Source organism: Streptomyces sp. NPDC043878, assembly GCF_056435735.1.
In genome coordinates this window covers 273,964-300,092 of record NZ_JBWKDW010000001.1, presented here as the reverse complement: position 1 = coordinate 300,092, position 26,129 = coordinate 273,964, and the positions used below count along the sequence as shown (strand labels likewise).

Annotated in this window: 18 protein-coding genes and 1 pseudogene; 9 read left to right on the top strand and 10 right to left on the bottom strand. The window is 72.9% G+C overall.

What is annotated here, in order from left to right:
* Positions 1-30: 30 nt before the first annotated feature.
* Positions 31-2,871, top strand: coding sequence for a DEAD/DEAH box helicase (locus tag AC07AZ_RS01260; RefSeq protein ID WP_478842507.1), 2,841 nt, complete (start codon positions 31-33; stop codon positions 2,869-2,871).
* A 554-nt stretch (positions 2,872-3,425) separates the two neighbouring features.
* Here AC07AZ_RS01260 and AC07AZ_RS01255 read toward each other — a convergent pair.
* The gene (locus tag AC07AZ_RS01255) at positions 3,426-3,710 is read right to left on the bottom strand and encodes a hypothetical protein (protein ID WP_478842505.1); all 285 of its coding nucleotides are present in this window, start codon (positions 3,708-3,710) and stop codon (positions 3,426-3,428) included.
* A gap of 417 nt (positions 3,711-4,127) precedes the next feature.
* On the opposite strand from AC07AZ_RS01255, the pseudogene AC07AZ_RS01250 reads away from it, so the two are divergent.
* Positions 4,128-5,399 (top strand): annotated as a pseudogene (locus AC07AZ_RS01250) (SWIM zinc finger family protein); the annotation flags it as partial.
* Positions 5,400-5,752: 353 nt separating this feature from the next.
* A complete protein-coding gene (locus AC07AZ_RS01245) occupies positions 5,753-6,715 on the top strand; it encodes a MarR family winged helix-turn-helix transcriptional regulator (protein ID WP_478842503.1) in 963 nt (320 codons plus the stop codon).
* 216 nt (positions 6,716-6,931) lie between these two features.
* Here AC07AZ_RS01245 and AC07AZ_RS01240 read toward each other — a convergent pair whose 3' ends face one another.
* Together AC07AZ_RS01240 and AC07AZ_RS01235 are read right to left on the bottom strand one after the other, a co-directional pair.
* Positions 6,932-7,738, bottom strand: a complete 807-nt coding sequence (locus AC07AZ_RS01240) for an SAM-dependent methyltransferase (RefSeq protein ID WP_478842501.1) — start codon at positions 7,736-7,738, stop codon at positions 6,932-6,934.
* Positions 7,739-7,934: 196 nt separating this feature from the next.
* Positions 7,935-9,122: an acyltransferase family protein gene (locus AC07AZ_RS01235; RefSeq protein WP_478842499.1), complete on the bottom strand. Its 1,188-nt coding sequence runs from the start codon at positions 9,120-9,122 to the stop codon at positions 7,935-7,937.
* Positions 9,123-9,824: 702 nt separating this feature from the next.
* On the opposite strand from AC07AZ_RS01235, the gene trhA reads away from it, so the two are divergent.
* Positions 9,825-10,610: a PAQR family membrane homeostasis protein TrhA gene (trhA, locus tag AC07AZ_RS01230; RefSeq protein WP_478842497.1), complete on the top strand. Its 786-nt coding sequence runs from the start codon at positions 9,825-9,827 to the stop codon at positions 10,608-10,610.
* Positions 10,611-11,037: 427 nt separating this feature from the next.
* Here the strand turns inward: trhA and AC07AZ_RS01225 are convergent, their stop codons facing one another.
* A complete protein-coding gene (locus tag AC07AZ_RS01225) occupies positions 11,038-11,610 on the bottom strand; it encodes a DUF5994 family protein (protein WP_478842495.1) in 573 nt (190 codons plus the stop codon).
* 599 nt (positions 11,611-12,209) lie between these two features.
* Here AC07AZ_RS01225 and AC07AZ_RS01220 point away from each other — a divergent pair.
* From AC07AZ_RS01220 to AC07AZ_RS01205, 4 genes are all read left to right on the top strand, one after another.
* A complete protein-coding gene (locus AC07AZ_RS01220) occupies positions 12,210-12,509 on the top strand; it encodes a hypothetical protein (RefSeq protein ID WP_478842493.1) in 300 nt (99 codons plus the stop codon).
* 673 nt (positions 12,510-13,182) lie between these two features.
* The gene (locus AC07AZ_RS01215; protein WP_478842491.1) at positions 13,183-13,620 is read left to right on the top strand and encodes a DUF5994 family protein; all 438 of its coding nucleotides are present in this window, start codon (positions 13,183-13,185) and stop codon (positions 13,618-13,620) included.
* Positions 13,621-14,431: 811 nt separating this feature from the next.
* Positions 14,432-14,920, top strand: a complete 489-nt coding sequence (locus tag AC07AZ_RS01210) for a DUF5994 family protein (RefSeq protein WP_478842489.1) — start codon at positions 14,432-14,434, stop codon at positions 14,918-14,920.
* 141 nt (positions 14,921-15,061) lie between these two features.
* The gene (locus tag AC07AZ_RS01205) at positions 15,062-16,042 is read left to right on the top strand and encodes a slipin family protein (RefSeq protein ID WP_478842487.1); all 981 of its coding nucleotides are present in this window, start codon (positions 15,062-15,064) and stop codon (positions 16,040-16,042) included.
* Positions 16,043-16,120: 78 nt separating this feature from the next.
* On the opposite strand, the gene mgtA is transcribed toward AC07AZ_RS01205, so the two are convergent.
* The 6 genes from mgtA to AC07AZ_RS01175 form a co-directional block, all read right to left on the bottom strand.
* Positions 16,121-18,739 carry a magnesium-translocating P-type ATPase gene (gene mgtA / locus AC07AZ_RS01200; protein ID WP_478842485.1) on the bottom strand — a complete coding sequence of 873 codons (2,619 nt, stop codon included), beginning with the start codon at positions 18,737-18,739 and terminating at the stop codon, positions 16,121-16,123.
* Positions 18,721-21,138, bottom strand: coding sequence for a phosphoketolase family protein (locus AC07AZ_RS01195; protein ID WP_478842483.1), 2,418 nt, complete (start codon positions 21,136-21,138; stop codon positions 18,721-18,723). Before AC07AZ_RS01195 ends, mgtA begins: the two co-directional genes overlap by 19 nt.
* A gap of 25 nt (positions 21,139-21,163) precedes the next feature.
* Positions 21,164-21,889 (bottom strand): GAF and ANTAR domain-containing protein, encoded by a 726-nt coding sequence (locus AC07AZ_RS01190; protein ID WP_478842481.1) that lies wholly within the window; start codon positions 21,887-21,889, stop codon positions 21,164-21,166.
* Between the two features lie 31 nt (positions 21,890-21,920).
* Positions 21,921-22,739 carry an ANTAR domain-containing protein gene (locus AC07AZ_RS01185; protein WP_478842479.1) on the bottom strand — a complete coding sequence of 273 codons (819 nt, stop codon included), beginning with the start codon at positions 22,737-22,739 and terminating at the stop codon, positions 21,921-21,923.
* A complete protein-coding gene (locus tag AC07AZ_RS01180; protein ID WP_478842477.1) occupies positions 22,736-22,921 on the bottom strand; it encodes a hypothetical protein in 186 nt (61 codons plus the stop codon). The genes AC07AZ_RS01185 and AC07AZ_RS01180 overlap by 4 nt, the downstream gene beginning before the upstream one ends.
* A 1,097-nt stretch (positions 22,922-24,018) precedes the next feature.
* Positions 24,019-24,900 carry a helix-turn-helix transcriptional regulator gene (locus AC07AZ_RS01175; RefSeq protein ID WP_478842475.1) on the bottom strand — a complete coding sequence of 294 codons (882 nt, stop codon included), beginning with the start codon at positions 24,898-24,900 and terminating at the stop codon, positions 24,019-24,021.
* Between the two features lie 169 nt (positions 24,901-25,069).
* Here AC07AZ_RS01175 and AC07AZ_RS01170 point away from each other — a divergent pair, with 169 nt between their 5' ends.
* The gene (locus AC07AZ_RS01170; RefSeq protein WP_478842473.1) at positions 25,070-26,086 is read left to right on the top strand and encodes a zinc-dependent alcohol dehydrogenase family protein; all 1,017 of its coding nucleotides are present in this window, start codon (positions 25,070-25,072) and stop codon (positions 26,084-26,086) included.
* Positions 26,087-26,129: the final 43 nt, after the last annotated feature.

Genomic DNA, 26,129 nt, shown 5'->3' with positions numbered 1-26,129 from the left:
GCGATCGGCGTGCGGGAGGTGACAGGGCGTATGAACGACGGGGCGGTGGCCGACGAGACGTCCGTTCCCGTGCGCCTCGCGGCGGTCTTCCTGCCCGCGCCCCTGCCGCGCGAGGGACGCGTGGTGTTCTGGGACCCCGAGGGCGGACCGCTGCCCGGTGACGGCACGGAGCACACGCGGCTCACCGTCGTACGCCGGCACGGCACGGCGGTCCGGCGCGGGCCGGCGCCCGCCCTCACGCTCGGCATCGAGGAGGCGCTGCCCCTGCTCGTGCGCGCCCGCCGCGACCGGTCCGCCCACCCCGCCACCGCCTGCTGGGGCGCGGCCGCCCTGCACGCGCTGCGGCTCGCCGCGCGCGGCCGGCTGCTGCCCGGACTGACGGCCACCGGTCACGACGCCTGGCGGGCCGGCCCGCTGGACCCCGACGACATCGCGCACCTGCGGGCGGTCGCCGCCGCGCTGCCCCCCGAGGGCCATGCCGTCCCGCTGCCCGGCCCGGGACCGCTGCGGCTGCCCGAACCCGTCGCGCTGATGCGGTCCTTCCTGGACGCCGTCGCGGACACCCTGCCCCGCACCCCCGCCGCGCCGCACGCCTCCGGCCGGCCCTTCGCGGACCGCCGACCGCAGCGCCTGCCCGATGCCCAGGACTGGGCCGCGGAGGTCGCCGCCGGCATGGACGCGGGCGTACGGATCTCGCTCCGCCTGGACCTCGCGGCGCACGAGCTGTTCGACGGCGGGGACCGCGGCGACGGCGGCGAGGGCGTCCGCAGCGCGGGCGCCGCGATCGTCCAGGTGCACAGCCTCGCCGACCCCACCCTGGTGGCCGACGCGGCCGCGCTGTGGAGCGGCTCGGCCGACGCCGCGTTCGGCCCGCGCGCCCGCGTGGACGCGGCCCTCGCGGTGCGCCGCGCGGCCCGCGTGTGGCCCCCGCTCGACCGGCTAGGCGAACTGGACGTACCCGACGTACTGGCGTTGTCCGAGGAGGAGTTGGGCGACCTCCTCGGCGTCGCGGCCACCCGGCTCGCCGCCGCCGGGGTCGCCGTGCACTGGCCCCGGGACCTCGCGCAGGACCTGACCGCGACCGCGGTGGTGCGGGCCGCGCCGGGCTCCGCGACCGACGGCACGGGATTCTTCGAGAGCGAGGAACTCCTCCAGTTCCGCTGGCAGCTGGCCCTCGGCGGCGACCCGCTCACCGAGGGCGAGATGGACGAACTCGCCGAGGCCCACCGTCCCGTCGTCCGGCTGCGGGACCAGTGGGTCCTGGTCGACCCCGCCCTCGTCCGCAAGGCCCGCAAACGCGAACTCGGCCTGCTGGACCCGGTCGACGCCCTGTCCGTCGCCCTCACCGGCAGCGCGGAGGTCGACGGGGAGACGGTGGAGGCGGTACCCGTCGGCGCGCTCGCCGTCCTGCGCGACCGGCTCACGGCCGGCGTCCGGCCCGCCGCACCGCCGCCGGGCCTGAACGCCACCCTGCGCGACTACCAACTCCGCGGCCTGGCCTGGCTGGACCTCATGACCTCCCTCGGCCTCGGCGGCTGCCTCGCCGACGACATGGGACTCGGCAAGACGATCACCCTCATCGCGCTGCACCTGCGCCGGGCCCGCCGGGAGCCCACACTGGTGGTCTGCCCGGCCTCGCTGCTGGGCAACTGGCAGCGGGAGATCACCCGGTTCGCGCCCGGTGTCCCCGTCCGCCGCTTCCACGGCCCGGACCGCACCCTGGAGGACCTCGCCGGAGGCTTCGTCCTCACGACCTACGGCACCATGCGGTCGGCGGCGGTCACGCTGGCCGGGCACGACTGGGGCATGGTCGTCGCCGACGAGGCACAGCACGTCAAGAACCCGTACTCGGCGACCGCGAAGGCGCTGCGCACCATCCCGTCCCCCGCGCGCGTGGCCCTCACCGGCACACCCGTCGAGAACAACCTCTCGGAACTCTGGGCCCTGCTCGACTGGACGACCCCGGGACTGCTCGGCCCGCTGAAGTCGTTCCGTGCCCGGCACGCACGCGCCGTGGAGAACGGCGAGGACGAGGAGGCGGTCACCCGGCTGGCCCGCCTCGTCCGCCCGTTCCTGCTGCGCCGCAAGAAGTCCGACCCCGGCATCGTGCCCGAGCTGCCGCCCAAGACGGAGACCGACCACCCGGTCCCGCTCACCCGCGAACAGGCCGCGCTCTACGAGGCGGTGGTGCGCGAGTCGCTGCTGGCCATCGAGACGGCCCAGGGCATCGGCCGCCGGGGCCTGGTGCTGAAGCTCCTCACGTCCCTCAAACAGATCTGCGACCATCCCGCGCTGTACCTGAAGGAGGAGGACAGCGCGGCGCGCGGCGACAGCCTCGCCGCCCGCTCCGGCAAACTCGCCCTTCTCGACGAGCTGTTGGACACCCTGTTGGCGGAGGACGGCTCGGCACTCGTCTTCACGCAGTACGTCGGGATGGCCCGTCTGATCACCTCCCACCTCGCCACCCGGGCGGTCCCGGTGGACCTCCTGCACGGCGGGACCCCGGTACCGGAACGCGAACGCATGGTGGACCGCTTCCAGGCCGGCGCCACGCCGGTGCTGGTGCTCTCCCTCAAGGCGGCCGGCACCGGCCTGAACCTCACCCGCGCGGGGCACGTCGTCCACTTCGACCGCTGGTGGAACCCGGCCGTCGAGGAACAGGCCACCGACCGCGCGTACCGCATCGGCCAGACCCAGCCCGTGCAGGTCCACCGGCTCATCACGGAGGGCACCGTCGAGGACCGGATCGCCGAGATGCTGGAGGCCAAGCGCGCCCTGGCCGACGCGATCCTCGGCTCCGGCGAGTCCGCCCTCACCGAACTCACCGACCGTGAACTCACCGACCTCGTCTCGCTGCGGAGGGACGCCTGATGTCCGGGCCGGCCGACGAGGCACGCAGGGCGCTGCAGGCCGCGCGCGAGCGCGGCGACCGGGCGGTGGACGCGGACACGGACACCGCCGGCGCCGACCGCCCGGCCGGCGCTCCCGTCCCGCACGAGGGCGACCCGCCGCGCCCCACCGAGCATGAGCCCGCCCGGCCGGGCGACGCGGCCCGTGCCGCGCTGCGGAGGGCCGTCACCGCCAGACGGGAGGCGGCGGCGAGCGGAGACCCTGCGCGGGACGCGCCCGCCGTCACCACGGGTACTCCCGGCGCCGAGCCGGACCGGTCGGGCGCGACGCCGGGAGCCGCCATTCCGGCCGCACCCGCCACTTCAGCCGCACCCGCCATTCCGGCCGCACCCGCCACTCCGGCCGCAGCAGCCACACCGGACACCGGTGTCGGCCGCCCGGGGGAGCGCCCCGCGGACGTGGCCCGCGAGGCTCTGCGCGCGGCACGCGGCGAGAGCCGGGCGGCACGACGGGCCGGGGAGCGCCCCGCGGGCGCGGGGGAGGTGGGCACCGGGAGTGCGCGCGGGGGACCGGGCTCATGGACGGAGGCGGATGCCGACGTGCCTGCCAGGGCTGTTGGGGCAGGGGGCGGCGAGGCCGTCGAACGTGATGGCGGCGGCCGGAGTGCCGGTGGGGAGCAACGTCCGGTCCGGCCCGCTGCCCGGCCGCGCGGGGGTGCGCGCCGGACGCGGGGCCGTACGGCCGACGTCCGGGGCCGCGCGGTACGGGAGTTGCTCGGGGACGCGTTCCGCATGCCCGACGACGAGGGCGAGACGGGGGAGGGGTTCGCGGGGGTGGGAGGTGCCGGTGGCGCCGGACACGCGAGCCGTGAACCGGGCACCGATGAGCCGACCGGCTCCGGCGCGCCGATCACGCCGGCGCCTGCCGCGCCTGCCGGTACGCGTGGTCCGTCCGCCTCGGCGACGCCTGACCCGGGAGGACCGGAACCGACGGCCACCGGCGCGCGGGTCGGAGCCAACTCGCCCGCCGCGCCAGCCACCCCGGCCGGGACCGGCGCCACCGTCGCACCGGACACCCCGGCCGGGGCCGGCGCCTCTGCCGCGCCCGTGTCCCCGTCCGTCGCGGTGGACGCCGCTCACGCTGGACATGACGTACCGGCCGCCGACCCGGCCGCGCCGGAGACACCCACAGCCACGGCACCCCACGTGAGCGCTGTGACGACTGCCGCCGCTGAGCCCCCCGCATCGACAGCTGCCGCCCCCACCCCACTTCCCGCCCCGCAGTCCATGGCCGCCCCCGGCCGGGACGGTGAACTGCGCCGCACCTTCGCCGCGTTGCCGGGCGGGCCCGTGCCGGGTGGGCGGTTCGCGGAGACGTGGTGGGGGAACGCGTGGGTGGCGGCGTTGGAGGAAGGCGCACTGGACGTCAAGCGGCTGGTGCGCGGCCGGACGTACGCGGAGCAGGGACACGTGGACGCGATCACGGTGACGCCGGGACTCGTGCTCGCCTACGTACGGGGCAGCCGTCCGAGGCCGTACCGCGTGCAGGTGCGGCTGCGCACCCTGGGGGACGCCGGCTGGGAGCGCTTCCTGGATGCCGCCGCCGACCGGCCCGGGCACATCGCCGCGCTCCTCGACAAGGAGCTGCCGCCCTCCCTGGCCGACTGCGGGGCACCGCTGCTCCCCGGCCCGGGCGATCTCGAACCCCGGTGCAGCTGCCCCGACTCAGGGCACCCCTGCAAGCACGCGGCGGCCCTCTGCTACCAGACCGCGCGCCTGCTCGACGCCGATCCCTTCGTGCTGCTCCTCCTGCGCGGGCGCGGGGAACGCGACCTGCTCGACGCGCTGTCCCGGCGGAGCGCCACCCGTGCGGCCCGCGCCGCCCAGGAGCAGGAACCCGCCCCGCTCCCCGGCGTCCGGGCCACCGACGCGCTCGCGCCACGGCAACTCCCGCCTCTGCCGAATCCGTTGGCCATGCCCGTACACCCCGGACAGCCTCCGGTGTACCCGGCGGCCCCCGGCGGCCCGGACCCCTTCGCGCTGGACCAGTTGGCGACCGACGCGGCCGCCCGTGCCCACGCCCTGCTCGTCACCGGCCGCGACCCGGTGGGGGAACTGACGCTGTGGCAGGACGCGGTACGACTCGCCGCGGCCCGCCCCGGTTCGGGCCTCACCGCCGGCTCCCGCGCCCTCTACTCCTCGCTCGCCTCCGCAGCCGGCCGCACCCCGGCCGAGCTGGCGCGGGCGGTCGCCGCCTGGCGGCAGGGCGGTCTGGAGGGCCTCGACGTCCTCGACGAACCGTGGGACCCGCCGGCCGGACGCTTCGACCGGGCGCGCCCGCTTCTCTTGGCCGCCGACCTCCCCGCCTTCCGCCCGTGGCGCAACCACCTGACCCACCCGCGCGGCCATGTCCAACTCCGCCTGGGCCGCGACGGCCTGTGGTACGCCTACGAGTCCGAGCCGGGCCGCGACGACTGGTGGCCCCGTGGCTCACCCGACCTGGACCCCGTCGGCGCGCTGACGGGCCTTGGCGCGGCGAACGACCTCTGAGACGGGCCCCGGCCACGAACCCGGTTCCGTCATTCACCCCACCGACATCAGGCGGCGAGAGGGCACGTCGGTGAGGCCGGAGGCCCGCAGGCCCGGGCACGAGTCGCCGCGCAGTCGACGCGCCAGGAGAACAGGCGGACAGGAGGCCAGGGAGGGCCGGGGAGTCAGGGAGCTCGGGAGGCAGGAAGCCGGCGGCCAGGAAACTGGGGACGCCCAGGAGGGGGGCGGTCGTCGCGTGATCACCGGCGGTGAGCAGAGCGCCCCGCGCCACCGCCCGGCACCCGCCGTTCCCCCGGTCCGCTGCCCGCCGGGCGGTCGGGAAGCGATCGTATACTCGCCTCGGAGGTGCTGTGGTGCGGCATGCAGGTGACGGTGACCCGGGGGTGGAGGCGGCGGTGACGCCGGTGACACGGGCCGAGGAGACCGCCGAGGTGCCCGGTGTGCTGCCCGAGTCGCTCACCCACTTCATCGGCTACCTCCTGCGCCGGGTCTACGCGCAGTTCTCCGCCTCCGGCGACTCGGGCGAGAGCGACTCTCGTGACTTCCTCGTCCTCGACGCCCTCACCGGGCAGGACTGGGCGTCCCAGCTCGACCTGGCCGAACGCCTGGGCATCAACCGCACGATCATGGTGTCCGTCATCGACCGGCTGGAGGCCCGGGGCGAGGTGCGCCGCACCCGCAACCCGGACAACCGCCGCCAGTACGTACTGTCCCTCACCGACGAGGGCCGCGGCGCCGTCGAGGCCAGCCGCCGGGCGGTCGCCGAACGCGACGCGCGGCTGACGTCCGTCCTGACACCCGAGAAGACGGCCCGCCTCGACGAACTGCTGGCACGGCTGCTGCCCGAGTCGGCGCAGCCCTTCGTCCAGGGCACCGAGTACCTGGTCGCGCAGGCCCACCTCCGGTTGCGCCGGCTCGGCGACGACAAGCTGGCCGGCACCGGGCTGCGGGTGCGCCACTACGGTCCACTGTCGGCGCTGGAGACACAGGGCCCCTGCGCCCAGCAGCGCCTCGCGGAACTCCTCGCGATCTCCGGGCCCGCCGCCTCGCAGCTCGTCGACGACCTGGTCAAGCAGGGGCTGGTGCGCCGCGGACGCGATCCGTACGACCGCCGCAGGTACGCGCTGGAGATGACCGACACCGGGCGCGAGGCGCTCGCCGTCGTCGCCCGGGCCGTCGACGGGCTGGCGGCCGACGTGGCGGACATGCTGGGCCCCGGCGGCGAGCCGGAACTGCGTGCCCTGCTGCTGGAACTTCTCGGTACGACCCACTCCGGAGCGGCGTTCACCGAGCGGCCGGAGGCCGCCACCCGCTAGGGTCTCTCGTTCCGATCAGGCCGTGATCGCGGGCCCCGGTGCCTGATCCAGCCTGATCCAAACGAAAAACCACTGGCCGCGGGCTCGACACCGGGTGGCGGGGTGGAACGCCGGTCGCGCGTGGCGGGGGCGGTACCGGGTGGCGGGGTGGAACGGACCGGCCAGGCCCTTCGGTACGGCCGTGAAAGCCGATCCACCCCCGGGCGACCGGGTGGATCAGTTCTTCACGGCGACCGCGGCGAATCCGGCGGTGTCCTCCCGGTTGGTCTGGTAGTCCGCGTCGGCCGCCCGCTCCTCCTCCGTCTCCCACTCGTTGACGGACACCACGCCGGGTTCGAGTACCGTCCAGCCCTCGGTGGCGACGAACCGGGCGATCTCCGAGCGGGAACGGGAGGCCAGGTCGACCCGCAGGTTGGTGTACAGCTCGTCGACCGCGGCCCGCACCGGTGCGGAGACGTAGTCGGGGCTGGAGTGGGTGAGTGCGACCAGGCTGCCCGGGGCCAGGGCCTGCTTGTAGCGTTCGACGGCGCCGTAGGGGTCGTCGGCGTCCACCACGAAGTGCAGCAGCGCGCCGAACAGCACCGCGACCGGCTGGGAGAGGTCCAGCAGTTCCTTGGTGGCCGGGGCGGACAGTACGGCCTCCAGGTCGCGGAAGTCCGCGTCGACGTACGCCGTGCGGCCGTCGGAGACCTCGCCCAGGATGCGGCGGGCGATGTCCCCGACGACCGGGTCGTTGTCGACGTAGACGACCTTCGCCCCGGGCGCGACCTCGTGTGTGGCGGCGGCGGCCGGGATGCCGCTGCCGATGTCCAGGAACTGGCCGATGCCGCGCAGGGTGGCGGTGCGCACCGCCCGGTTGAGGAAGCGTCGGTTGGCGCGCGCCCCCAGCGGGCCGCCGGGCAGCAGCTTCACGATGCCGTCGGCGGCGGCGCGGTCCACGGGGAGGTTCTCGGAACCTCCCAGGAAGTAGTCCATGATCCGCGCGGCGTGCGGAATCTGTGCGGGGGTCTGGGTCTCGGGCATGTCGACACGTCCTTGGTGAGGGGTCGGGGAGTTCCAGCCGGGATGTCGGGCGGGGAGCCCGCGACCGGGTGGAGCGGAGCACGGCACACAGAAAAAGCGACATCCGACCGGTGATCACCGGTGGACATCGCCTGGGTCGTGCTGTGTCAGGGCAGAAGGGCTCCGGGAAAAGCGTGACATGTACATGGAGTCGGTGTCAACGGACGCTCTCCGTCCGCCTGGAGGTGCCCCTGCCGTTGCCCGTCGGGCGAGCCCGGCCCAGGTGCTTCGTCGCCGGCCGCTCGACCAGCGCGTACAGCAGGTAGGCGAGGGCGGTGGTGACGGCCCACGCCAGCAGGCACAGCCCGAGGGTCTCGGCGAATCCGTAGGGGCGGTGTCCGGCGAGGTAGGTGCCGCCGCCGATCAGCACGGTGGCCTGCAACAGGTAGAACGCGAACGACACCTCGCCGAGCCACTTCGTGACCGGTCCGCGGAACGGCGAGCGCTCGCCGCGCACGTCGGCGACCGCGGCGGCGGCGATGAGCAGACCGAGCGGAGCCGCCCAGACCGCGGACAGGGCGTACAGGTAGGGCACTTCGAGTGCCACGCCGTACGCGACGAAGCACAGCGGCACCGCCTGCCACAGGCGCACGCCCACCCACCGGTCGGTCAGCACGATCCGGGCGAGCAGCATGCCGAGCACGAACTCCAGCATCCGTACCGGCGGCAGCTGGTACACGAACCAGTTCTGGATCTCGCTCGCCTGCCAGCCGGGGACGCGTATCTCGCCGGGCAGCACGGCGTAGGCGAAGGCGGGTACCGCGGCGACGGCGGCCAGGAACAGCACGGTCACCGTCCACAGCCGCCCGGGGGAGATCGTCTTCACCGCGCGGTGCAGCAGCGGGAAGCACAGGTAGAACAGGAGCTCGCAACCGAGCGACCAGCTGGGGGTGTTGACGCTGAACGACACCGCGGGGTCCCAGGACCAGGTCTGCACGAGCAGCAGGTTCGGCAGCCAGTGCTGCCAGGCGGTGGTGGCCGCGCCGGCGAAGACCACCAACGACACCGCGAAGGTGACCAGGTGGTTGGGGTACAGCTTGGCCAGGCGCCTGCGCATGAACCGGCCCGGGGTGTCCTCGGGGCGGGCCGACCAGGTGAGGATGAACCCACTGAGGATGAAGAAGAACGACACCCCGAGACCGCCCGCGACGCCGAACAGCCGGGCCGCGTGCTGCGCGGCCCGCCCGCTGAAGGGGCTGAGCTGGGGACTGGTGACGTGGTACAGGAACACGGCCGTCGCCGCGTAGAACCGGAGCCCCGTCAGCGACGGAAGCCCGGCGAGTGACGGCGCCCGCCCGAACCGGCCGGGCGTCACCGCTTGGGGGACCTGGGTGGAGCTGGTCATGAGTCTCTCCTTCGTACGACACGCAGGGCGCAGGACATGCAGGGCAGGACACGCAGGACATGGAGAAGCCGCTTCCACGGAACGGGGAGCACCGCACGGCAGGCCGGAAAGCCTGCCGTGCGGTGTCGAGGCCACAAGGCGGCACCAGACGTCACAAGACAGCGCAAGACGTCACAAGGAAGCGCAAGGCGTCACGGTACTGATCAAGGCGAGGCGCGGTAAGGCGAGTTGGTGCGAGGGCGCGGAAAGGGAAGCACCGAGAAGCGACAGCGGGCGACGAGAGCGAAGAGAGCTGTGACGGACGGCGAGACGTCCCGGCCGGCCCCGGCAGAAGGGGGAGGCATGCGGCGGGGCACACATCGATCGCCGCAATGAGCGTGACAGCCCCCCTTCACGGAAGTCAACCCGTCGCGGGGGCCGCCCGGTTACGCTTACGCGGCCACCGCCGGGCGCCGTCCGTGAAGCAGATGGCGGAGGATCTTCGCGGCCCCCCCCCACACCCTGGGACGGTAATACCGCGTCGACGGCCGGAACAGGCTCCTGCTGGTGCATCAGCGGAGCGCGGACCTGACGCCGACTCAGCAGAGGTGAAGCCGGAGCCGGTGAGCACCCCTGACGACTCACCGCCCCCCTGCACGGGCTCGTTAGCATGACCGCATGGTTGCCAGTGACGCCCACAAGCCCGGGGGAGGACGACAAGCTGTGTCCCGCGACGCCGCTGAAGTCGAATATGGTCACGTCGCGTCAGCGCGTGGAGAACGCCGTGCGGACGGGCTACCCGACGTATCACCGGGCGACCACGCGGGGGAGGGGGCTCACTCGGTTTCCGCTCTGGTGGAGCGGGTGGCCGACCTGGCCGAGCCGATCAAGCCGAGGTTGCGCGGCTGGCTCCATGCCGGAATGGTGCCCACCGCACTGATCGCAGGCATCGTGCTCGTCTGCCTGGCCCGTACCCCGCAGGCGGTCCTGGCCTGCGCCGTGTACTCGGTCACCGCCTGGCTGCTGTTCGCGACGAGCGCCATCTACCACCGCGGCACCTGGGGACCGCTCGGCGAGGCTCTTCTGCGACGTCTCGACCACGCCAACATCTTCCTGATCATCGCCGGCACCTGCACGCCCCTGGCCGTGCTCCTCCTTCCGCCGGACCAGCGGTCCGTGCTGCTGTGGATCGTGTGGACGGGCGCCTTCGCCGGCATCGCGTTCCGGGTCCTGTGGGTCGGAGCTCCGCGCTGGCTGTACACACCCTGCTACCTGGCCCTGGGGTGGGCGCCGGTGCGCTACCTGCCCGACTTCCTGCACACGGGCGGAGCGGCCGTGGTCGTCCTGATCGTGGCCGGCGGTCTTCTCTACAGTGCGGGTGCCGTGGTCTACGCCCTCAAGCGGCCCAACCCCTCGCCCCGCTGGTTCGGCTTCCACGAGGTCTTCCACGCGCTGACCGTGGCGGCCTTCACGGCGCACTACACCGCCATCTCCCTCGCCGCCTACTGACCCCGCGAGGTGTTCCGGCCCGCGCCGCTCATCGCCCACGTCGCCGCGCACCGGCCCGCGACCGGCCGGGCGGTCGCCGAGGCATCGCCCCGCGCGCGACAGCCGTCCGCCGTCCGGCAGGCGAGTTGGCTGCTTTCCTGGGGTGTGACGTCACCACCGCGACGGGCCGTGGCGACGCCACCTTCCGTGACGTGGAACGCCGACCGGCCCGGCGCGTGGAACGCCACACCTCGCGGCGGCTCACCGTGGTGGGCATCGGTCCGGACACCGCCGCCGCTTTGCCGATCCCAGTCGGCGACAACCCGCAACGCCTGGGCAGTGAGACGTCCTTCGCCCCGCCGTGCGGGGTCAGCCCTGTCGCGGTCGTTCACCTTCGGTCGGCGGTCGTCCATGAGGCGTTCATGGCCGCCCTCTCACTTGCCGACAATCAGGCGGCTGACGTCACCGTCCCGAGCGGTAGCGCTGAGGACGTCGTGCAGGCACCGCCCTCGTACTCCCAAGCCTGGCCCGGATCGAGTGGTTTGTCGGCCGTGGAGACCGCGCGCCCGGCTCGGTCCGCGGCGATGAGCACGCTCGCGGTCAGCGGCGGGGCGTCGTAGTCGGATGCGGCCGCCATCAGACGGGCCGCCGCCTCCGCCCCGGTTTCGGGCGGAACGACGAGCAGATCCCAGCGTCCGGTGCCGTAGGAGAGCAGCAGCAGTTTGTTCGGGTCGATCTCCGGCGTGAACCAACCGACCTTCACGACATGGCCGTTCACGGGCACCTTGTGCGGGATGACCGGCCAGTGCTCGGGGTTGACGGCGATCCGGGTGATGCGGCCCCACACGGGGTCCAGCGCATCGGTCAGTGCGGGCAGTTCGCGCAGCAGGTCGCGCGAGCGCGGCCACCAAGCGCCGTCCAGGAGTCCACGGGAGGGGCCGTCCGTCTTCAGCGCGAGACGGACGGGAAGGGCTACGACGGGTGCGAGCCGCGGCAGGGTTGCTTCGAAGGTCGCGGTCATGATGCGGACCCGTCTCCGGGCCGCCCCTGGGGTCACGGCCCGGGTTTCATCTCTCGCCGAGGACGACCCGGCGTGGAAGCCGGTGTGCGAAGTGCCCTCGGTGTATCCACCCTACTCCCCCCGCCACTCGCCACGGTGCCGTCGTACGGCGGGAGTGGACCGACGGGAACCACGGGCCGTCGTGGGCGATCAGACCGGTCCGGCCACACGCCCCGAGTGCCAGGGGCCGCCCGCCGATCGCACCCACCAGGGCCAACTGGCGGCCCCGCCGCACACCTGCGTCGGCGCGGCCACTCCCTCTCAGTGGGACTCCCCGGGCTGCCGGACGACAGACGGGAAGGTGACCGGTGCGACTGGCAGCGGCGTCACTTCGTCGTCCCGGGAGCTGTTCACGATCGACCGGACCGTCATCCAGGCATCGGGGGCCGGCCGGTGTCTCGGCGGCCACCGCACACTGCTCGGATGCGCTGGAGCGGCTGTGCCGAGCGGCAGGAGTAGGCTCAAGACGTCGAGGGCACGTCGTACGCCGGTGTCCGCACCGGCCTCGTCCTCGTCGCAGGAGAGATGTGGACCGCTCAGGTCCGGTCCGGGGTCCGCTCATGACATCGAAAGCCCCACATCGCCCACCCCGTCCCGAGGCCGCGCACGAGCCGAGCGGGCAGGGGCAGGTGGAGGTCCGCCTGGTCTCCGCGGACCCCGAAGCGGCCCGACGGGTCGCGGAGGCGCTCCGGCTGATGTTCACCGGAGATGAGCAGCGCAGCTACCCCGCGGGCCCCTCGGGGACGGGCACGCGACTGCACCTCACACTGGACGCCTCGCGCGCCGCCGGTCCGCTCAGCTCCTGGCTCGACTCCAGCAGACCGCCCGTCGATCGCGCCCACCTGGGCGAGACCGTCTGACGGCCCCGCCGCCCGCCCTCCACGCTCCAGCCGGCGCCAAGCCCCTGTAACCCCCGTATCCGCCGCCCGCGCGACGCGCATCAGTTCTCAGCGATGCCGGACGCACTCACCGCCGAAGACGCAGCCCAAGACCCCGGCCGCACCGACGTCACCGAGGTCAAGGACCGCGCATGTCCCTCCATACCCTCCGCATTCTCCGGCCCCGCCCCCCGTCCGCCGTTCTGCCGGAAGGCACCACACCGTCCCCGGAGTACGACGGGAGGGCAGCCTTCCCGCGCTTCCCGCGCTTCCGGCGCGAGGGGACGGCTGGCGAACTCGCCGTCGGCGAGCGGCGGCCCCCGGCGATCACGGCGTTGATCGTCTTCCTGCCCTTCCCGGCACTCGGTCCGGCCGTCCGGCGGCTGTGGGGGCGTCTGATCCGTCCCGCGGAGGGCGTGCCCGGCGCGGTGCCCCACACCGTCACGGGTCTCGGCGTCAGGGTCGGCTTCCGCCGGCGCCACGCCGACCTTCGGTGCCGGGTACGGCGTCGACCGGGTCCGGCTCGACCCGTCCGCCGTCGTGATCCGCCCCTCCGGCCGCCTCTGCCGGGTCAGGGACGTGCGCTGACCCACCCCCAAACGTGTCCCCGCCCGCCGTGTGAACCCGAGCGACCGCATCCCCTCCAGGAGTTCCCATGACACTCGCCCCTCCGCCCCTGCTCTCCTCGTCGTCCGCCGTACGCCTGCGCCTGGTACCCCAGTCGGTACAGCTCCGCATGCCCAGGCGCATCGACGGTGCCTGGTGGCCCCGCTCGTCCGACCTGGCGTCCGAACTGCCCGGGCTGCTGGGCGGACTGCCGCACGACTGGGGACAGATCGCCAGCGTCCTCGTGGACGAGGCCGTATGGTCCCCGTTCCCGGGCCGGCTGCTCGTCGCCAACCAGGTGGTACGCCTGCGCCGGACGACGACCCAGCGCTCCCCGTCCACCATCTGCCTGCTGGCGCCCGGCCGGGGCCGGTGGGACCTGCTGGTGGTGCCGCCCGCGGCCTCGGACGCGGAGGCCGGGCGGCTCATGGAAGGTATGGCCACCGCTTTGAAGGAAGGCGTGGGGTCGGGAGTCACAGTCCGTTGACGGTGGCCGCCGGACCCCCGGGTCCGCGGCCCTCCCGGCGCGGGTCCGGGGGTGTCGTCACCGGACCCTGCTGGGCGGGCGTCCCGCGCCCGGTCCTGGCGGGCTCCACGTGCCGGGTCCTGGCGGGCTCCATGTGCCCGATCCTGGGCCGGCCGCACCGCCGGGCGTGGAGTCCGTTCGGACCGTCGGCGGAGTACGCTGGTGTTACCGAGGGTATTTCGTGCATCGGCTTCCACGTCGTTGTCACTTTCGGCGAATTGATCACGCCGGGCCGGTTCCGACCGGCCCGGAGCAGGGTTCGCGTCATGACTACGACCGTTTCCCTCACGCCGATCCTCGGAAGTACGCCCGCCTTCACGTCACCGCGGACCCCTTCCGCGCTCCTCGGGTCCTCGCCGACGGCCGTGCTCGGTCCGCCGCGCTTGCGGACCACCGGGGGCCCTACGAACCGCCCGGACCGGCGGGCCGCCCCGGGTGCAGTGCCCTGCGGCGGGCAGGCGCAGCCGACGCCCGTCCTGGCCCGTCGGCTGATGGCCGCCGGCGGAGACTGTGGGCGAACCTCGCACGCGGACCGGCTGATGAGGGACGCGGCGCGCCTGCGCACGGTGCCGGAGACCGGCCCGGCCGTCCGGGCGACCTGGGACTCCGAGGAAGACCACGAAGTCCGCGGTCCGGCAGCCCGCCCGCAGATCCCGGCCGTTCACGTTCCACCGACGGCACGGTGAGAGCCGTGGGAACCCCGGCGGCCACCACGGCCGCAGTCGGCAGAGGAAGGGTCGGCGCACCCGCGAGCGAGGGAGAAGGAGTCGCCATGAACACCGTAAGGCTCCTTGCGGACACCAGCAGCGAGCCGGTGCTTCCCGGCACCGCGGTCCTGCGGATGGAGACGACAGCGAAGCGCACGGGGACGTTCGACGGCGCGTGGTGGCCGCGGACACGCGATTCCAGGAGCCAGTTGTCGGGTCTCCTCAGCGCGCTGACGGCTCGCCTCGGCCTCATCGCCCGCGTGGGCCTCGACGCGAGCGACTGGGACGAGACGCCGGGCCATCTGTTCGTCGACGGGCACATGGTGCGCATCGACTGGTCCGCCGTGAGCGACAACACCATGATCGTCACCCGTGGGGACCAGGACCACTTCCTGTTCCTGGTGATCCCACCGGGGGCCCGTCCCGGGCCCGCGCACGCCGCGATGGAGATGGCCGTACAGGAAGACAACGCCGTCTCGGCCGAGCGGATTCTGGCCGCCACCGGCATCACCCGGGCCGACCGGACCGGCGTACCGCAGCGTTCTCCCGGCTGAGCCGGGCCGACACACCAGAGCCTCAACAGCAGCCCCAGACCCCGGCCGCGCCTCAGACGACAGGCCGGGGTCCTCCCGTGCCGTGTGCTTCCCGGACCGCTCGGGTCCGGGACCGTCATCGACAGAAGGAAAGTGAGAACCATGGGTGTTCTGATCACCGTGCTGGCGGTGTGCGCCGTGGCCGGGTTCGTCCTGCTCGCCCTGAGCCTGCGCAACGTCCAGCAGTACGAGAAGGGCGTCGTGTTCCGCTTCGGGCGGCTGCTGCCGGACATCCGCGGGCCGGGCCTGCGCGTCATCCGGCCGATCGGGGACCGGATGCGGAAGGTGTCCGTACAGACCGAGGTCCTCGGCATCCCGCCGCAGGGGTCCATCACCGCCGACAACGTGACGCTCACCGTCGACGCGGTCGTCTACTTCAAGGTCATCGACCCCGTCAAGGCCCTGGTGAACGTGCGCAACTACCCTGCCGCCGTCTCCCAGATCGCCCAGACGTCGCTCCGCTCGGTCATCGGCAGGGCCGACCTGGACACGCTGCTCTCCGACCGTGACCACATCAACGCGGAGCTCAAGAAGGTGATGGACGCCCCCACCGAGGAGCCCTGGGGGCTGCGCATCGAGCGCGTCGAGATCAAGGACATCGCCCTTCCGGAGTCGATGATGCGCTCGATGTCGAAGCAGGCCGAGGCCGAGCGGGAGCGCCGTGCACGGGTCATCGCCGCCGACGGAGAGTTCCAGGCGTCCCAGCGGCTGACCGACGCCGCCGCGACCATGGCCGACACCCCCGGAGCACTCCAACTGCGCCTGTTGCAGACCGTGGTGGACGTCTCCGCCGAGAAGAACAGCACCCTCGTGATGCCGTTCCCGGTGGAGATGCTCCGCTTCTTCGAGCACCAGAGCAGGGACGGTGACGGCGAGTCCGACGGACGGCGCGTGCGCCGGAGCGACGGGCACGCGGCGCTCTCCGCGGGGGCCGTGATCCCGGAGCCCGCCATGCCCGTACCGGCCCTCGCCCCGTCGGTCTCGCTGCCCCAAGAGCGGGCCGGCGGCCGCGCGCAGGTGGCACGGGAGCGGCGGGACAACTGGCCGACGCGCCGGGACGCCGAGGAAGCCCTGAGCGGTTGACCGTTCCGGGCCGCCCGGGGTGACGCGATCGTCCGGTGCGGTGCGGTGCGGTGCCGCTGATGGCCCCGGTGACAGCTGTCACCGGGGTCGCAGCGGTCCGGGGTGGCTGAAGCGGCCGGCCCGCCGTTGGATGCGGTGCCGGCGGGTGCGGCGGCGTACCGGTGGATGTGCGGCTCGCGCGTCGGCGCGGGCGTAGAAGACGTGTTTCGCGCCCTCGATCAGCACCAGGTAGAGCACGACCATCAGGGCCAGGGTGAGGAGGAGTCCGAGCGGCAGGGACTGGAAACCGAGCGGCCCCGCGAGCGGGGACATCGGCAGCGCGACGGCGACGGCGACGACACCGATGGCGCTGAACAGCAGGGGGCGGCTGGGCCGGCTGCGGTAGAACGGCACCCGGCGGGTGCGGATGGCGAAGACGACCAGCGCCTGCGTGGCGAGGGACTCCACGAACCAGCCGGAGCGGAACAGTTCGGCACCGGTGTGGAAGACCTGGATCATGATTGCGAAGGTGAGGAAGTCGAAGAGGGAGCTGACGGGTCCGAAGAAGAGCATGAAACGCCGGATGAAGGCGATGTCCCAGTGCGAGGGCGCGCGCAGTTGCTCCGGGTCGACGTGGTCGGTGGGGATGGTCAACTGCCCCGCGTCGTAAAGAAGGTTGTTGAGCAGGATCTGCGAGGGCAGCATCGGCAGGAACGGCAGCACCAGGGAGGCTCCGGCCGCGCTGAACATGTTGCCGAAGTTGCTTGAGGTGCCCATCAGGACGTACTTGATGGTGTTGGCGAAGATCCGGCGGCCCTCGGCGACGCCGTCGGCGAGTACGCCGAGGTCCTTCTCCAGGAGCAGGACGTCGGCCGCGTCCTTGGCCACGTCGGTCGCGGTGTCCACGGACACCCCCACGTCGGCGGCGTGCAGGGCCAGCGCGTCGTTCACGCCGTCGCCCAGGAACCCGATGTCCCGGCCACGGCGCCGCAGCGCCCGTACGACCCGTGCCTTGTCCTGGGGCGAGACGCGGGCGAAGACGGTGGTGGTCTCGGCCGCCCTGGTCAGCTGGTCGTCGTCCAGCTCCCCGATGTCCCGGCCGGTCAGGGCCCGGCCGGGCGGCAGCCCGAGGTCGACGCAGACCTTCTGGGCGACGAGCGCGTTGTCGCCCGTACAGATCTTGACGGTGACGCCGAGGTCGGCGAGGCGGCGCAGTGAGGCGGCGGCACCGGTCTTGGGCGGGTCGAGGAAGACCAGGAAGCCGGCCAGGCACAGCCGGTGCTCGTCGGCGGCCGTGAGGGACGTCTGCCCGTCCGCGTCCCTGGTGGCCACGGCGACCACCCGGCTGCCGGCCGCGAAGTGCTCCTGGAGGACCGCCGCCGCCTTGTCCGGTACGTCGCCGCAGTGGGCCAGGACCGCCTCGGGCGAGCCCTTGGTGACGAGCAGGCGGCTGCCGTCCGGACGCTCGACGAGCGCGGAGCCCAGCTGCCGGTCGTGGTCGAAGGGCAGCAGCGCGAGCCGGTGGTGACCGGCCGGGGGCGTGCCCGTGGCCTGCCACAGCGCGACGTCCAGCGCGTTGCCGCCCACCTGGTCGAGGTCGCCCTCGGTGGCCAGCAGACCAAGCTTCAGCACCGTGTCGGAGAGTGCGCCGGCCGGGTCGAGGGCCGCCTCGAAACGGATGCGGCCCTCGGTGAGCGTGCCGGTCTTGTCGGTGACCAGGACGTCCATGTCGCCCAGGTCCTCGATGCACACCAGCCGCTTCACGAGCACCTTGCGCCGAGCCAGCTGCCGTGAGCCGGTGGCCAGGCCGGTGCTCACCACGGCGGGCAGCAGTTGCGGGGTGATGCCCACCGCGATGGCCAGCGAGAAGAGCAGCGCGTCGAGCAGCGGCCGGTGCAGCAGGACGTTGATGACGAAGATCCCCGTGGTGAGGGCGGCGGCGACCTTGAGGAGCAGCATGGAGAAGCGGCGCAGCCCCGCCTGGAAGTCGGTCTCCGGCTGCCGTTCGCCCAGCCCCAGCGCGATCCGCCCGAACTCGGCACGGCCCCCGGTGGCGACCACCACTCCGGTTGCGCTGCCCCCGTGCACCACCGTCCCCATCAGCGCGCAGGAGGTCAGCTCGGCCAGTGCCGCCCCCGCGGCGACCGGCTCCGGGCTCTTCTCGGCGGGGGCGGACTCCCCGGTGAGGACGCTCTCGTCGCAGGCGAACGCCGTGCACTCCAGCAGGCGCAGGTCCGCGGGGACCACCTGCCCCAGCGTCAGCCGTACGACTTCGCCCGGCACGAGGCCGGTCACGTCGACCTCGGTGGCCGCGCCGCCGCGGATCACCACGGCCGTGTGCCGCACCCGCGAGTGCAGGGCCTGTGCCGCCTTCTCCGCCCGGTACTCGTTGACGAAGCCCAGCGCCACGCTCAGCACCAGAATCCCCGCGATGATGATCGCGCCGGTCCGCTCGCCGAAGAAGTACGAGACCCCGGCCGTCACCGCCAGCAGGATCAGCAGGGCGCTGCGCAACTGCCGCCCGAGGACCGCCAGGACGCGGACGTGGTGCGTGCGTACGGCGTTCGGCCCGACGGCCGCGAGCCGCTCGGCCACCTCGCCCCCCGACAGGCCGTCGGGGCTGCTGACGAGCGCGGCCAGCACGGCCTTCGCGTCCTCGGCGGCGGCGTCCCCCAGCCGCAGCTCCGCCGCACGGGTGGTCACTGACTCCAGTTCCATTCGGCGACCTCCGGCAGGTCAGCCCCGTGGACGCGGATCCAGTCGTGATGGCGGTAGCGGACATCGACCATCCGCTGCCGCAGCGCCGCCGCGCGGACGGCGAGACCGGGCACCCGGTCGATGACGTCCATGACCAGCCGGTAGCGGTCGAGGTCGTTGCGGACGACCATGTCGAACGGGGTCGTGGTGGTGCCCTCCTCCTTGTAGCCGCGCACGTGCAGGTGCGGGTGGTTGGTGCGGCGGTAGGCGAGCCGGTGGATCAGCCACGGATAGCCGTGGTAGGCGAAGACGACGGGCTTGTCGGGGGTGAACAGTGCGTCGTACTCACTGTCGGGCATGCCGTGCGGATGTTCCTCCGCGGGCAACAGCCGGGCGATGTCCACGACGTTGACCACCCGTACCGCGAGTTCGGGCAGGTGGCGGCGGAGCAGCGAGGCCGCGGCCAGTACTTCCAGGGTGGGTACGTCGCCCGCGCAGGCGAGTACCACGTCGGGCTCGCCGGGCTCGGACTCGGTGCCGGCCCAGTCCCAGATCCCGGCGCCGCGGGCGCAGTGCGCGCGGGCGGTGTCGAGGTCGAGCCAGTCGAAGCACGGCTGCTTGCCCGCGACGACGACGTTGACGTAGTCGCGGCTGCGCAGCACGTGATCCGCCACGCACAGCAGGGTGTTGGCGTCCGGCGGATAGTAGACCCGCACGACTTCCGGCGACTTGTTGAGTACGTGGTCGACGAAACCGGGGTCCTGGTGTGAGAAGCCGTTGTTGTCCTGGCGCCACACGTGCGAGGTGAGCAGGTAGTTGAGGGAGGCGATCGGGCGGCGCCAGGGGAGTCGGCGGGCGACGCGCAGCCACTTGATGTGCTGGTTCGCCATGGAGTCGACGATGTGGACGAAGGCTTCGTAGCAGGAGAACAGGCCGTGCCGGCCGGTGAGGAGATAGCCCTCCAGCCAGCCCTGGCAGGTGTGTTCGGAGAGGATCTCCATCACCCGTCCGCCGCGCTCCAGGTGCTCGTCAGTGGGCAGTACCTCGGCCTCCCACGCCTTGCCGCTCGCCTCGTAGACGGCCTGGAGGCGGTTGGACGCCGTCTCGTCCGGGCCGACCAGCCGGAAGTCGCGCCGTTCGCCGGAGTCGGCCATCACCTGCGCCAGCAGGTCGCCGAGGACACGGGTCGGCTCGTGCGCCGTCGTGCCGGGCTTGTCGACCGGGACGGCGAACCGCTCCAGGGGCGGCAGGGACAGGTCGTGCAGCAGCAGACCGCCGTTGGTGTGCGGGTTGGCGCCCAGCCGGTGCGCGCCGTCGGGGACACAGGCCAGGACCTGTTCGCGGGGGCGTCCGTGCTCGTCGAACAGGTCCTCGGGCCGGTAGGAGCGCAGCCACCTCTCCAACTGCCGCAGGTGATCCGGGTTCTCGCGTACGGCTGGCAGCGGCACCTGGTGCGCTCGCCAGGTGCCCTCCACCGCGACGCCGTCGACCTCGGCGGGCCCGGTCCAGCCCTTGGGCGTGCGCAGGACGATCACCGGCCAGCGCGGACGTTCGGTGGCGCCCTCCGTGCGGGCGGCGCGCTGGAAGGCGGCGATGCGGTCCAGGGCCTCGTCCATGGCGCGGGCCATCGCCTGGTGGACGGCGCGGGGGTCGTCCCCGGTCACGTGGAGGGGCTCGTGGCCGTATCCCCTGAGCAGGGCGTCGAGTTCGGGCTCCGGTATCCGGGCCAGGACCGTCGGGTTGGCGATCTTGTAGCCGTTGAGGTGCAGGATCGGCAGGACGGCACCGTCGCGTACCGGGTCGAGGAACTTGTTCGCGTGCCAGGAGGCGGCCAGCGGGCCCGTCTCGGCCTCACCGTCGCCGATCACGCAGGCCACCAGAAGTCCCGGATTGTCGAACGCGGCCCCGTAGGCGTGCGAGAGGGAGTAGCCCAGCTCGCCGCCCTCGTGGATCGATCCGGGGGTCTCGGGTGCGACATGGCTGGGGATGCCGCCCGGGAAGGAGAACTGCCGGAAGAGGCGGGCCATGCCGGCCGCGTCCCGCGTGATGTCCGGGTACGTCTCGGTGTAGCTGCCCTCCAGCCAGGAGTTCGCCACCACGGCGGGCCCGCCGTGACCGGGCCCCCAGACACAGATCGCGTCCAGGTCTCTTGCCTTGACGACCCGGTTGAGATGGGTGTGGACCAGGTTCAGTCCCGGCGAGGTACCCCAGTGCCCGAGCAGCCGCGGTTTGACGTGCTCACGCGCCAACGGCTCGGTCAGCAGCGGGTTGGACATGAGGTAGATCTGCCCGACGGCCAGGTAGTTCGCCGCCCGCCAGTGGGCGTCCAGAGCGCTCAGCTCCTCCTCGTCGAGGCGGTCCGGGCAAGCGGCGGTGCCGGGAGTGTCCAGGGAGCTCTCGGGAGGAGGACCAAGTGGCATGACGAACCTTCTTGTAGGTGCCTGATCAGGAACTTCCGGAACTGAGACCGGGAAGGTGCTCTGTTTCGTCGATGAAGGCGCGGGCGACATCGGCCAGTCGGCGGTTGTGGGAGCGGGCGTAGGCGCGCAGCGTCGTGAAGGCCCGTTCCATGTCCGTGTGGCGGCGTTCGGCGAGCTTTCCCTTGGCCTGTTCGATCAGGACGCGGCTGTTGAGGGCGGTCTGCAACTGCTCGTTGAGGAGCGTGTCGCGCTGGGTGGTGCGTTGTTGCAGCAGGCTGATGGTGGCGACGTCGGCGAGGGCCTGGGCGAAGGGGGTGGCGGCGGGGCTGATGGGCGCCGGGGTGGTGTGGAAGAGGTTGAGGGCGCCGACGACCTCGTCGCGCAGGCGCAAGGGCAGCGCCTGGACGGCGGTGAAGCCGCCGCGTTGGGCCTGGGCGGTGAACAGGGGCCAGCGGGCGGTCTCGTCGCGCAGGTCGGGAACGGAGACCGCGACTCCGGTGTGGAAGCAGTCCAGGCAGGGTCCTTCCTGGTTCTGGAGCTGGAAGAGTTCCAGGAGGCGCACCCGTTCGTCGGAGGCGGCCATGACGCGCAGCACTCCGTCGCGGTCGGCGAGCAGGACGCCCGCCGCGCTCGCGTCGAGCAGGTCGACGCAGCGGTCGGTGAGCATGCGCAGGAAGTCCATGAGGTCGAAGTCGGCGACGAGACTGTCCGCCAGCTCGACGAACGTCCGGGCCATCAGCTGTTCCTTCATCGTGCACACCTCTGTGTGTGGGGCGTGAGCATCAGGGCTCCTCGTCGGGGGGTCCCGCGTCCGGCGGTCGGATGTCGGGCGGTGTCGTGTCCGGGGGGATGCGGAGCCGGTGGGCGACCACGTCGGCGGCGACCACCGAGATCGGCGTCCCGTGGGCGTAGGCGTGGGCGCGCAGCCGGATGAACGCCTCCTCGACGCCGAGGCCGAGCTGGACCATGAGGATGCCGGTGGCCTGGTCGATCTCGGCCCGGTGACCGCCCAGGTCGTCGATGGACGCGGCGTCCGGCCGGTCCGTGTCGGCCACGTCGGTGGTGAACGCGCCGCTGTCGGGCAGGACGCCCGTCTCGCTGATCCGGGCGTCGAGCAGGAGCAGCGTGGCAGTGTCGGCGAAGGCCATCGCGTCGGCCACCTCGTCCGCGTCCAGCTCGACCGAGCTGCTGGAGTACAGGTCGAGTACGCCGGGGCTGATGGCCCCGGTCTGCAGAGGGAAAGCGAAGACGGCCCTGGCTCCGGCTTCCAGGGCCGCGTCGGCGAACACCGTCCAGTTCCGCTGGAGTTCACCGGCCAACAGGTCGGGGCACAGGACCGTCGAGCCGAGGACATAGGCATCCACGCAGGGTCCCTCGCCCAGGGTGAGCTGGAGTTCTTCCAGCTGCTGACTGACGGAGTCGGTGCTGCACAGCGGATGACTCGCCCGCCCGCGGGACATCGCGGACACTCCGGCCCCGCCGACCGGCAGCGCCGCCACCGCCGCCGTACACACGTCGAGGACGCCGGCCCGGGCGCCGCGCAGGGCCGCCTGCTCGGCCACGAGAGCCTGGATCCGCGCCGACCGGCTGCCGGGGATCACGGTGACCACCGGATCAGGAGGGGAACCAGCGCCAGGAACACGGCGCCCTCGGCCGGCTCGCGGACGTTTCCGGCGTCCTTCCGGCGCCAGAAGCGCGGGGAGGCCACGATCGGCTCGTCGCCCCGGTCCGCCAAGGCGGCGCCAGGTGATGCCTGGCGCTCGGAGAGGAGTGGTTCCCGCAACCGTCGGGCCTCTTCCCGGTGCCGCCCGTCCGGGTGAACCTGCGGCCCGGCGAAGGCGCAGCCGCCGGAGATCCGGCCGACGGCGGGCGAGAACGCTGCGTCGAATCCCGGCCACCCCAGGCCGCCTCGGCGCAGGCCACGGGGCGCTGGGGCGGTTCGGCGGAGCGGCCGGTGCCACCGTCCCGGGGAAGATCCGCGTCCGCAGACCTCCACGGCCGCGGTCTCCGCGGTCACCATGGCGAATCCGGGCTGCTGCACGGCGACGGCGAGACGTCCCAAACCTTCCGGGCTCCGCTCGCGAGCCTCTTCGCCGAAGGCCGCGGCGCGGGACTCCGCGACGGACGCACGACATCCCGGCGGGAACCGACGGCCTGCCCGTGGCAGGGCCGGCGCAGGCACATCGCTTCCACGGCCCGTTGCCCGCCGTCTTCCCAGCTCGACGGCTGACCGCGGGCCGGCGGGGCCGTCACGGCGCCACCGCCCGCCACAGGGGACGAGAGCGGCGCGAGCGGACGCGAGCCCTGTCGGCGGATGGACAGCCGCAGAGTGAGCATGACACCTCTGTTCCAGCCGTTCATGTGTTCTCGGGACCGCTACCGGGCACCGAACGCGGTGCGCCCGGGCTTTCCACCCGGCGGGGTGCGACCGAGGTCGGGGCGTACGAGGACGTGAGTGGGTCACCAGGTCGGGGTTCCGCGCTCCTGGGCTCGGAGCCCGACAGGGATCTCCTCGAAGATGCGACGGGTCCGGACGGGAATCCACTCCCGTGGCATCGTGGTCAGCAGGCCGTGCGTCCACCGGGGTCCTGGGCGTCCGCTCACCAGCATAGTCCCCGGCCCTTCGCCGCGGTGGGTCCGAACGGGCCGGAATCCGGCAACCGGGCGGCCGAGGAATGGCGTGGGAGACATCCGGGGCGAGCAAAAGGTGACATCTGGTCCTGGTGGGGGGGCCGGGCAGGGCGGCGCCCGCCCGGGCAGCCTCCCGGCGCCCTGTTCCCGCGTGCGGATGAAGCCCCCAGCCCCGCAACCATGGCACGGGCCCGCCTCCGGGCGCCGGCACGGTCCCCCGGCCGCCCCCACGGCGGCGACCCGTCGCGGTCAGCTGAGGGGGGAGGAGGCCGGCAGGTCCTGGTCGGCGGCCCAGGAGGCCAGGATGCGCAGCCGCTCGTGGGTGGGGGAGCCGGGGGCGGCGGTCCAGACGGTCAGGTTCTGGTCCGGGTCGGTGTTGGCGGTGAGGGTGTCCCAGTCCAGGACGAGTTCGCCGACGACCGGATGGTTGAGGGTCTTCGTGCCCACGGTGCGGGCGGCGACGTGGTGTTCGCCCCACCAGCGGGCGAACTGCTTGTCCCGCATGGACAGTTCACCGACCAGCTCGATCAGCCGGGGGTCCTCGGGATACTGGGCCGCCTCCATCCGCAGCTGGGCGACGGCGATGTGGGCGGAGGCGTTCCAGTCGGCGTACAGGGTGCGCATGGCCGGATCCGTGAAGATGATCCTCGGGTAGTTGCGGTGCTTTTCCGGGACGCGGGAGAAGTCGGTGACCAGGGCGGCGGCCAGCGCGTTCCAGGCCAGGATGTCACCGCGCCGGCCCTGCACGACGGCGGGCGTGGCGGTGAGGTCGTCCAGGACCCGCTGCAGTTGCGGCTGGACCTTCTGGCGGCCGCGCCGCCGGGCGCGGGTGGTGGTCTTGCCGGCGAGCTGGAAGAGGTAGCCCCGCTCGTCGTCGTCCAGATGGAGCACGCGGGCGAGGACGTCCAGCACGGGCGCCGATGCCTGCATACGGCCCTGTTCGAGCCGGGTGTAGTAGTCGGTGCTGATGCTGGCGAGCTGGGCGACCTCCTCGCGGCGCAGTCCTTCCACCCGGCGGGGCCGGTCGGTCTCGGGCAGTCCGACGGTGCGCGGGCTCAGCTCGGAGCGGCGCTTCCTGAGGAATTCTCCCAGCTCGTTGAGGGGGATGTTGGCGGTCATGCTGCCCAGCATGGCATTGATTCCACCGGGGGAAGGGGGGAGGAATCACTCCCAGGATGTTCCCCTCCCGGGATGAATTCCTCCGCTTTTCGCGCTTGCCCTCGCGTGTGAGGCTCGATGTCGAGCAGCCGGTCCCGACCCGGCTGCGGCACACCGATCCCCGCACCGAAGGAAGCACCCCATGCGCGGAGCAGTCATCTACGCCCCCGGCGACGTGCGCTTCGAGAACCTCGACGACCCGAAGATCATCAATCCGACCGACGCGGTGATCCGCACGGTCGCCACCTGTGTGTGCGGCTCGGACCTGTGGCCGTACCGCGGCGCGGAACCCATCGGTGACCCGCACCCGATGGGGCACGAGTACGTCGGCATCGTCGAGGAGGTCGGCGGCGAGGTCACCAACGTCAGGCCGGGCCAGTTCGTCGTCGGCTCCTTCGCCACCTCGGACAACACCTGCGCGAACTGTCGTAACGGCTGGCAGTCCAACTGCCTGCACCGCGAGTTCATGAGCACCTGCCAGGCCGACTACGTGCGCATCCCCAACGCCCACGGCACCCTGGTCGCCACCGACGAGCACCCGGACGCCGCGTTCGTGCCCGGCCTGCTCGCCGTCTCCGACGTGATGGGCACCGGCTGGTACGCCGCCCTCGCCGCAGAGGTCAAGCCCGGCTCCACCGCCGTGGTGGTCGGCGACGGCGCGGTCGGCCTGTGCGGCGTCATCGCCGCGCGCGAGCTCGGCGCGGAGCGGATCATCGCCATGAGCCGCCACGCCTCCCGGCAGAAGCTCGCCCTGGAGTTCGGCGCCACCGACGTCGTCAGCGAGCGGGGCGAGGAGGGCGTCGCCCGCGTCAAGGACCTCACGGGCGGCATCGGCGCCGACTCCGTGCTGGAGTGCGTGGGCACCGCCGAGTCGATGCGGCAGGCCCTGCACGCCACCCGCCCCGGCGGCAACGTCGGCTTCGTCGGCGTCCCCCACGACGTGCAGGTCGACGGCCAGGAACTGTTCTTCTCCCACGTCGGCCTGCGCGGCGGCCCCGCACCCGTACGCCGCTACCTGCCCGACCTCATCGACCGCGTCCTGTCCGGCCGCATCAACCCCGGCAAGGTCTTCGACCTCACCCTCCCCCTCGACCAGGTCGCCGAAGGCTACAAGGCCATGGACGAACGCCGCGCCGTCAAGACTCTCCTCACGCCCTGACCCCACCCCCTGTGACCGGCCGCGCCTGTCCCGCCCACAGAAG

Coding starts and splice junctions, on each gene's coding strand:
- AC07AZ_RS01260 (WP_478842507.1), top strand. CDS start 31: ATGAACGACGGGGCGGTGGCCGACGAGACGTCCGTTCCCGTGCGCCTC.
- AC07AZ_RS01240 (WP_478842501.1), bottom strand. CDS start 7,738: ATGCCCGAGACCCAGACCCCCGCACAGATTCCGCACGCCGCGCGGATC.
- AC07AZ_RS01235 (WP_478842499.1), bottom strand. CDS start 9,122: ATGACCAGCTCCACCCAGGTCCCCCAAGCGGTGACGCCCGGCCGGTTC.
- AC07AZ_RS01225 (WP_478842495.1), bottom strand. CDS start 11,610: ATGACCGCGACCTTCGAAGCAACCCTGCCGCGGCTCGCACCCGTCGTA.
- AC07AZ_RS01220 (WP_478842493.1), top strand. CDS start 12,210: ATGACATCGAAAGCCCCACATCGCCCACCCCGTCCCGAGGCCGCGCAC.
- AC07AZ_RS01215 (WP_478842491.1), top strand. CDS start 13,183: ATGACACTCGCCCCTCCGCCCCTGCTCTCCTCGTCGTCCGCCGTACGC.
- AC07AZ_RS01210 (WP_478842489.1), top strand. CDS start 14,432: ATGAACACCGTAAGGCTCCTTGCGGACACCAGCAGCGAGCCGGTGCTT.
- AC07AZ_RS01205 (WP_478842487.1), top strand. CDS start 15,062: ATGGGTGTTCTGATCACCGTGCTGGCGGTGTGCGCCGTGGCCGGGTTC.
- mgtA (WP_478842485.1), bottom strand. CDS start 18,739: ATGGAACTGGAGTCAGTGACCACCCGTGCGGCGGAGCTGCGGCTGGGG.
- AC07AZ_RS01195 (WP_478842483.1), bottom strand. CDS start 21,138: ATGCCACTTGGTCCTCCTCCCGAGAGCTCCCTGGACACTCCCGGCACC.
- AC07AZ_RS01190 (WP_478842481.1), bottom strand. CDS start 21,889: ATGAAGGAACAGCTGATGGCCCGGACGTTCGTCGAGCTGGCGGACAGT.
- AC07AZ_RS01175 (WP_478842475.1), bottom strand. CDS start 24,900: ATGCTGGGCAGCATGACCGCCAACATCCCCCTCAACGAGCTGGGAGAA.
- AC07AZ_RS01170 (WP_478842473.1), top strand. CDS start 25,070: ATGCGCGGAGCAGTCATCTACGCCCCCGGCGACGTGCGCTTCGAGAAC.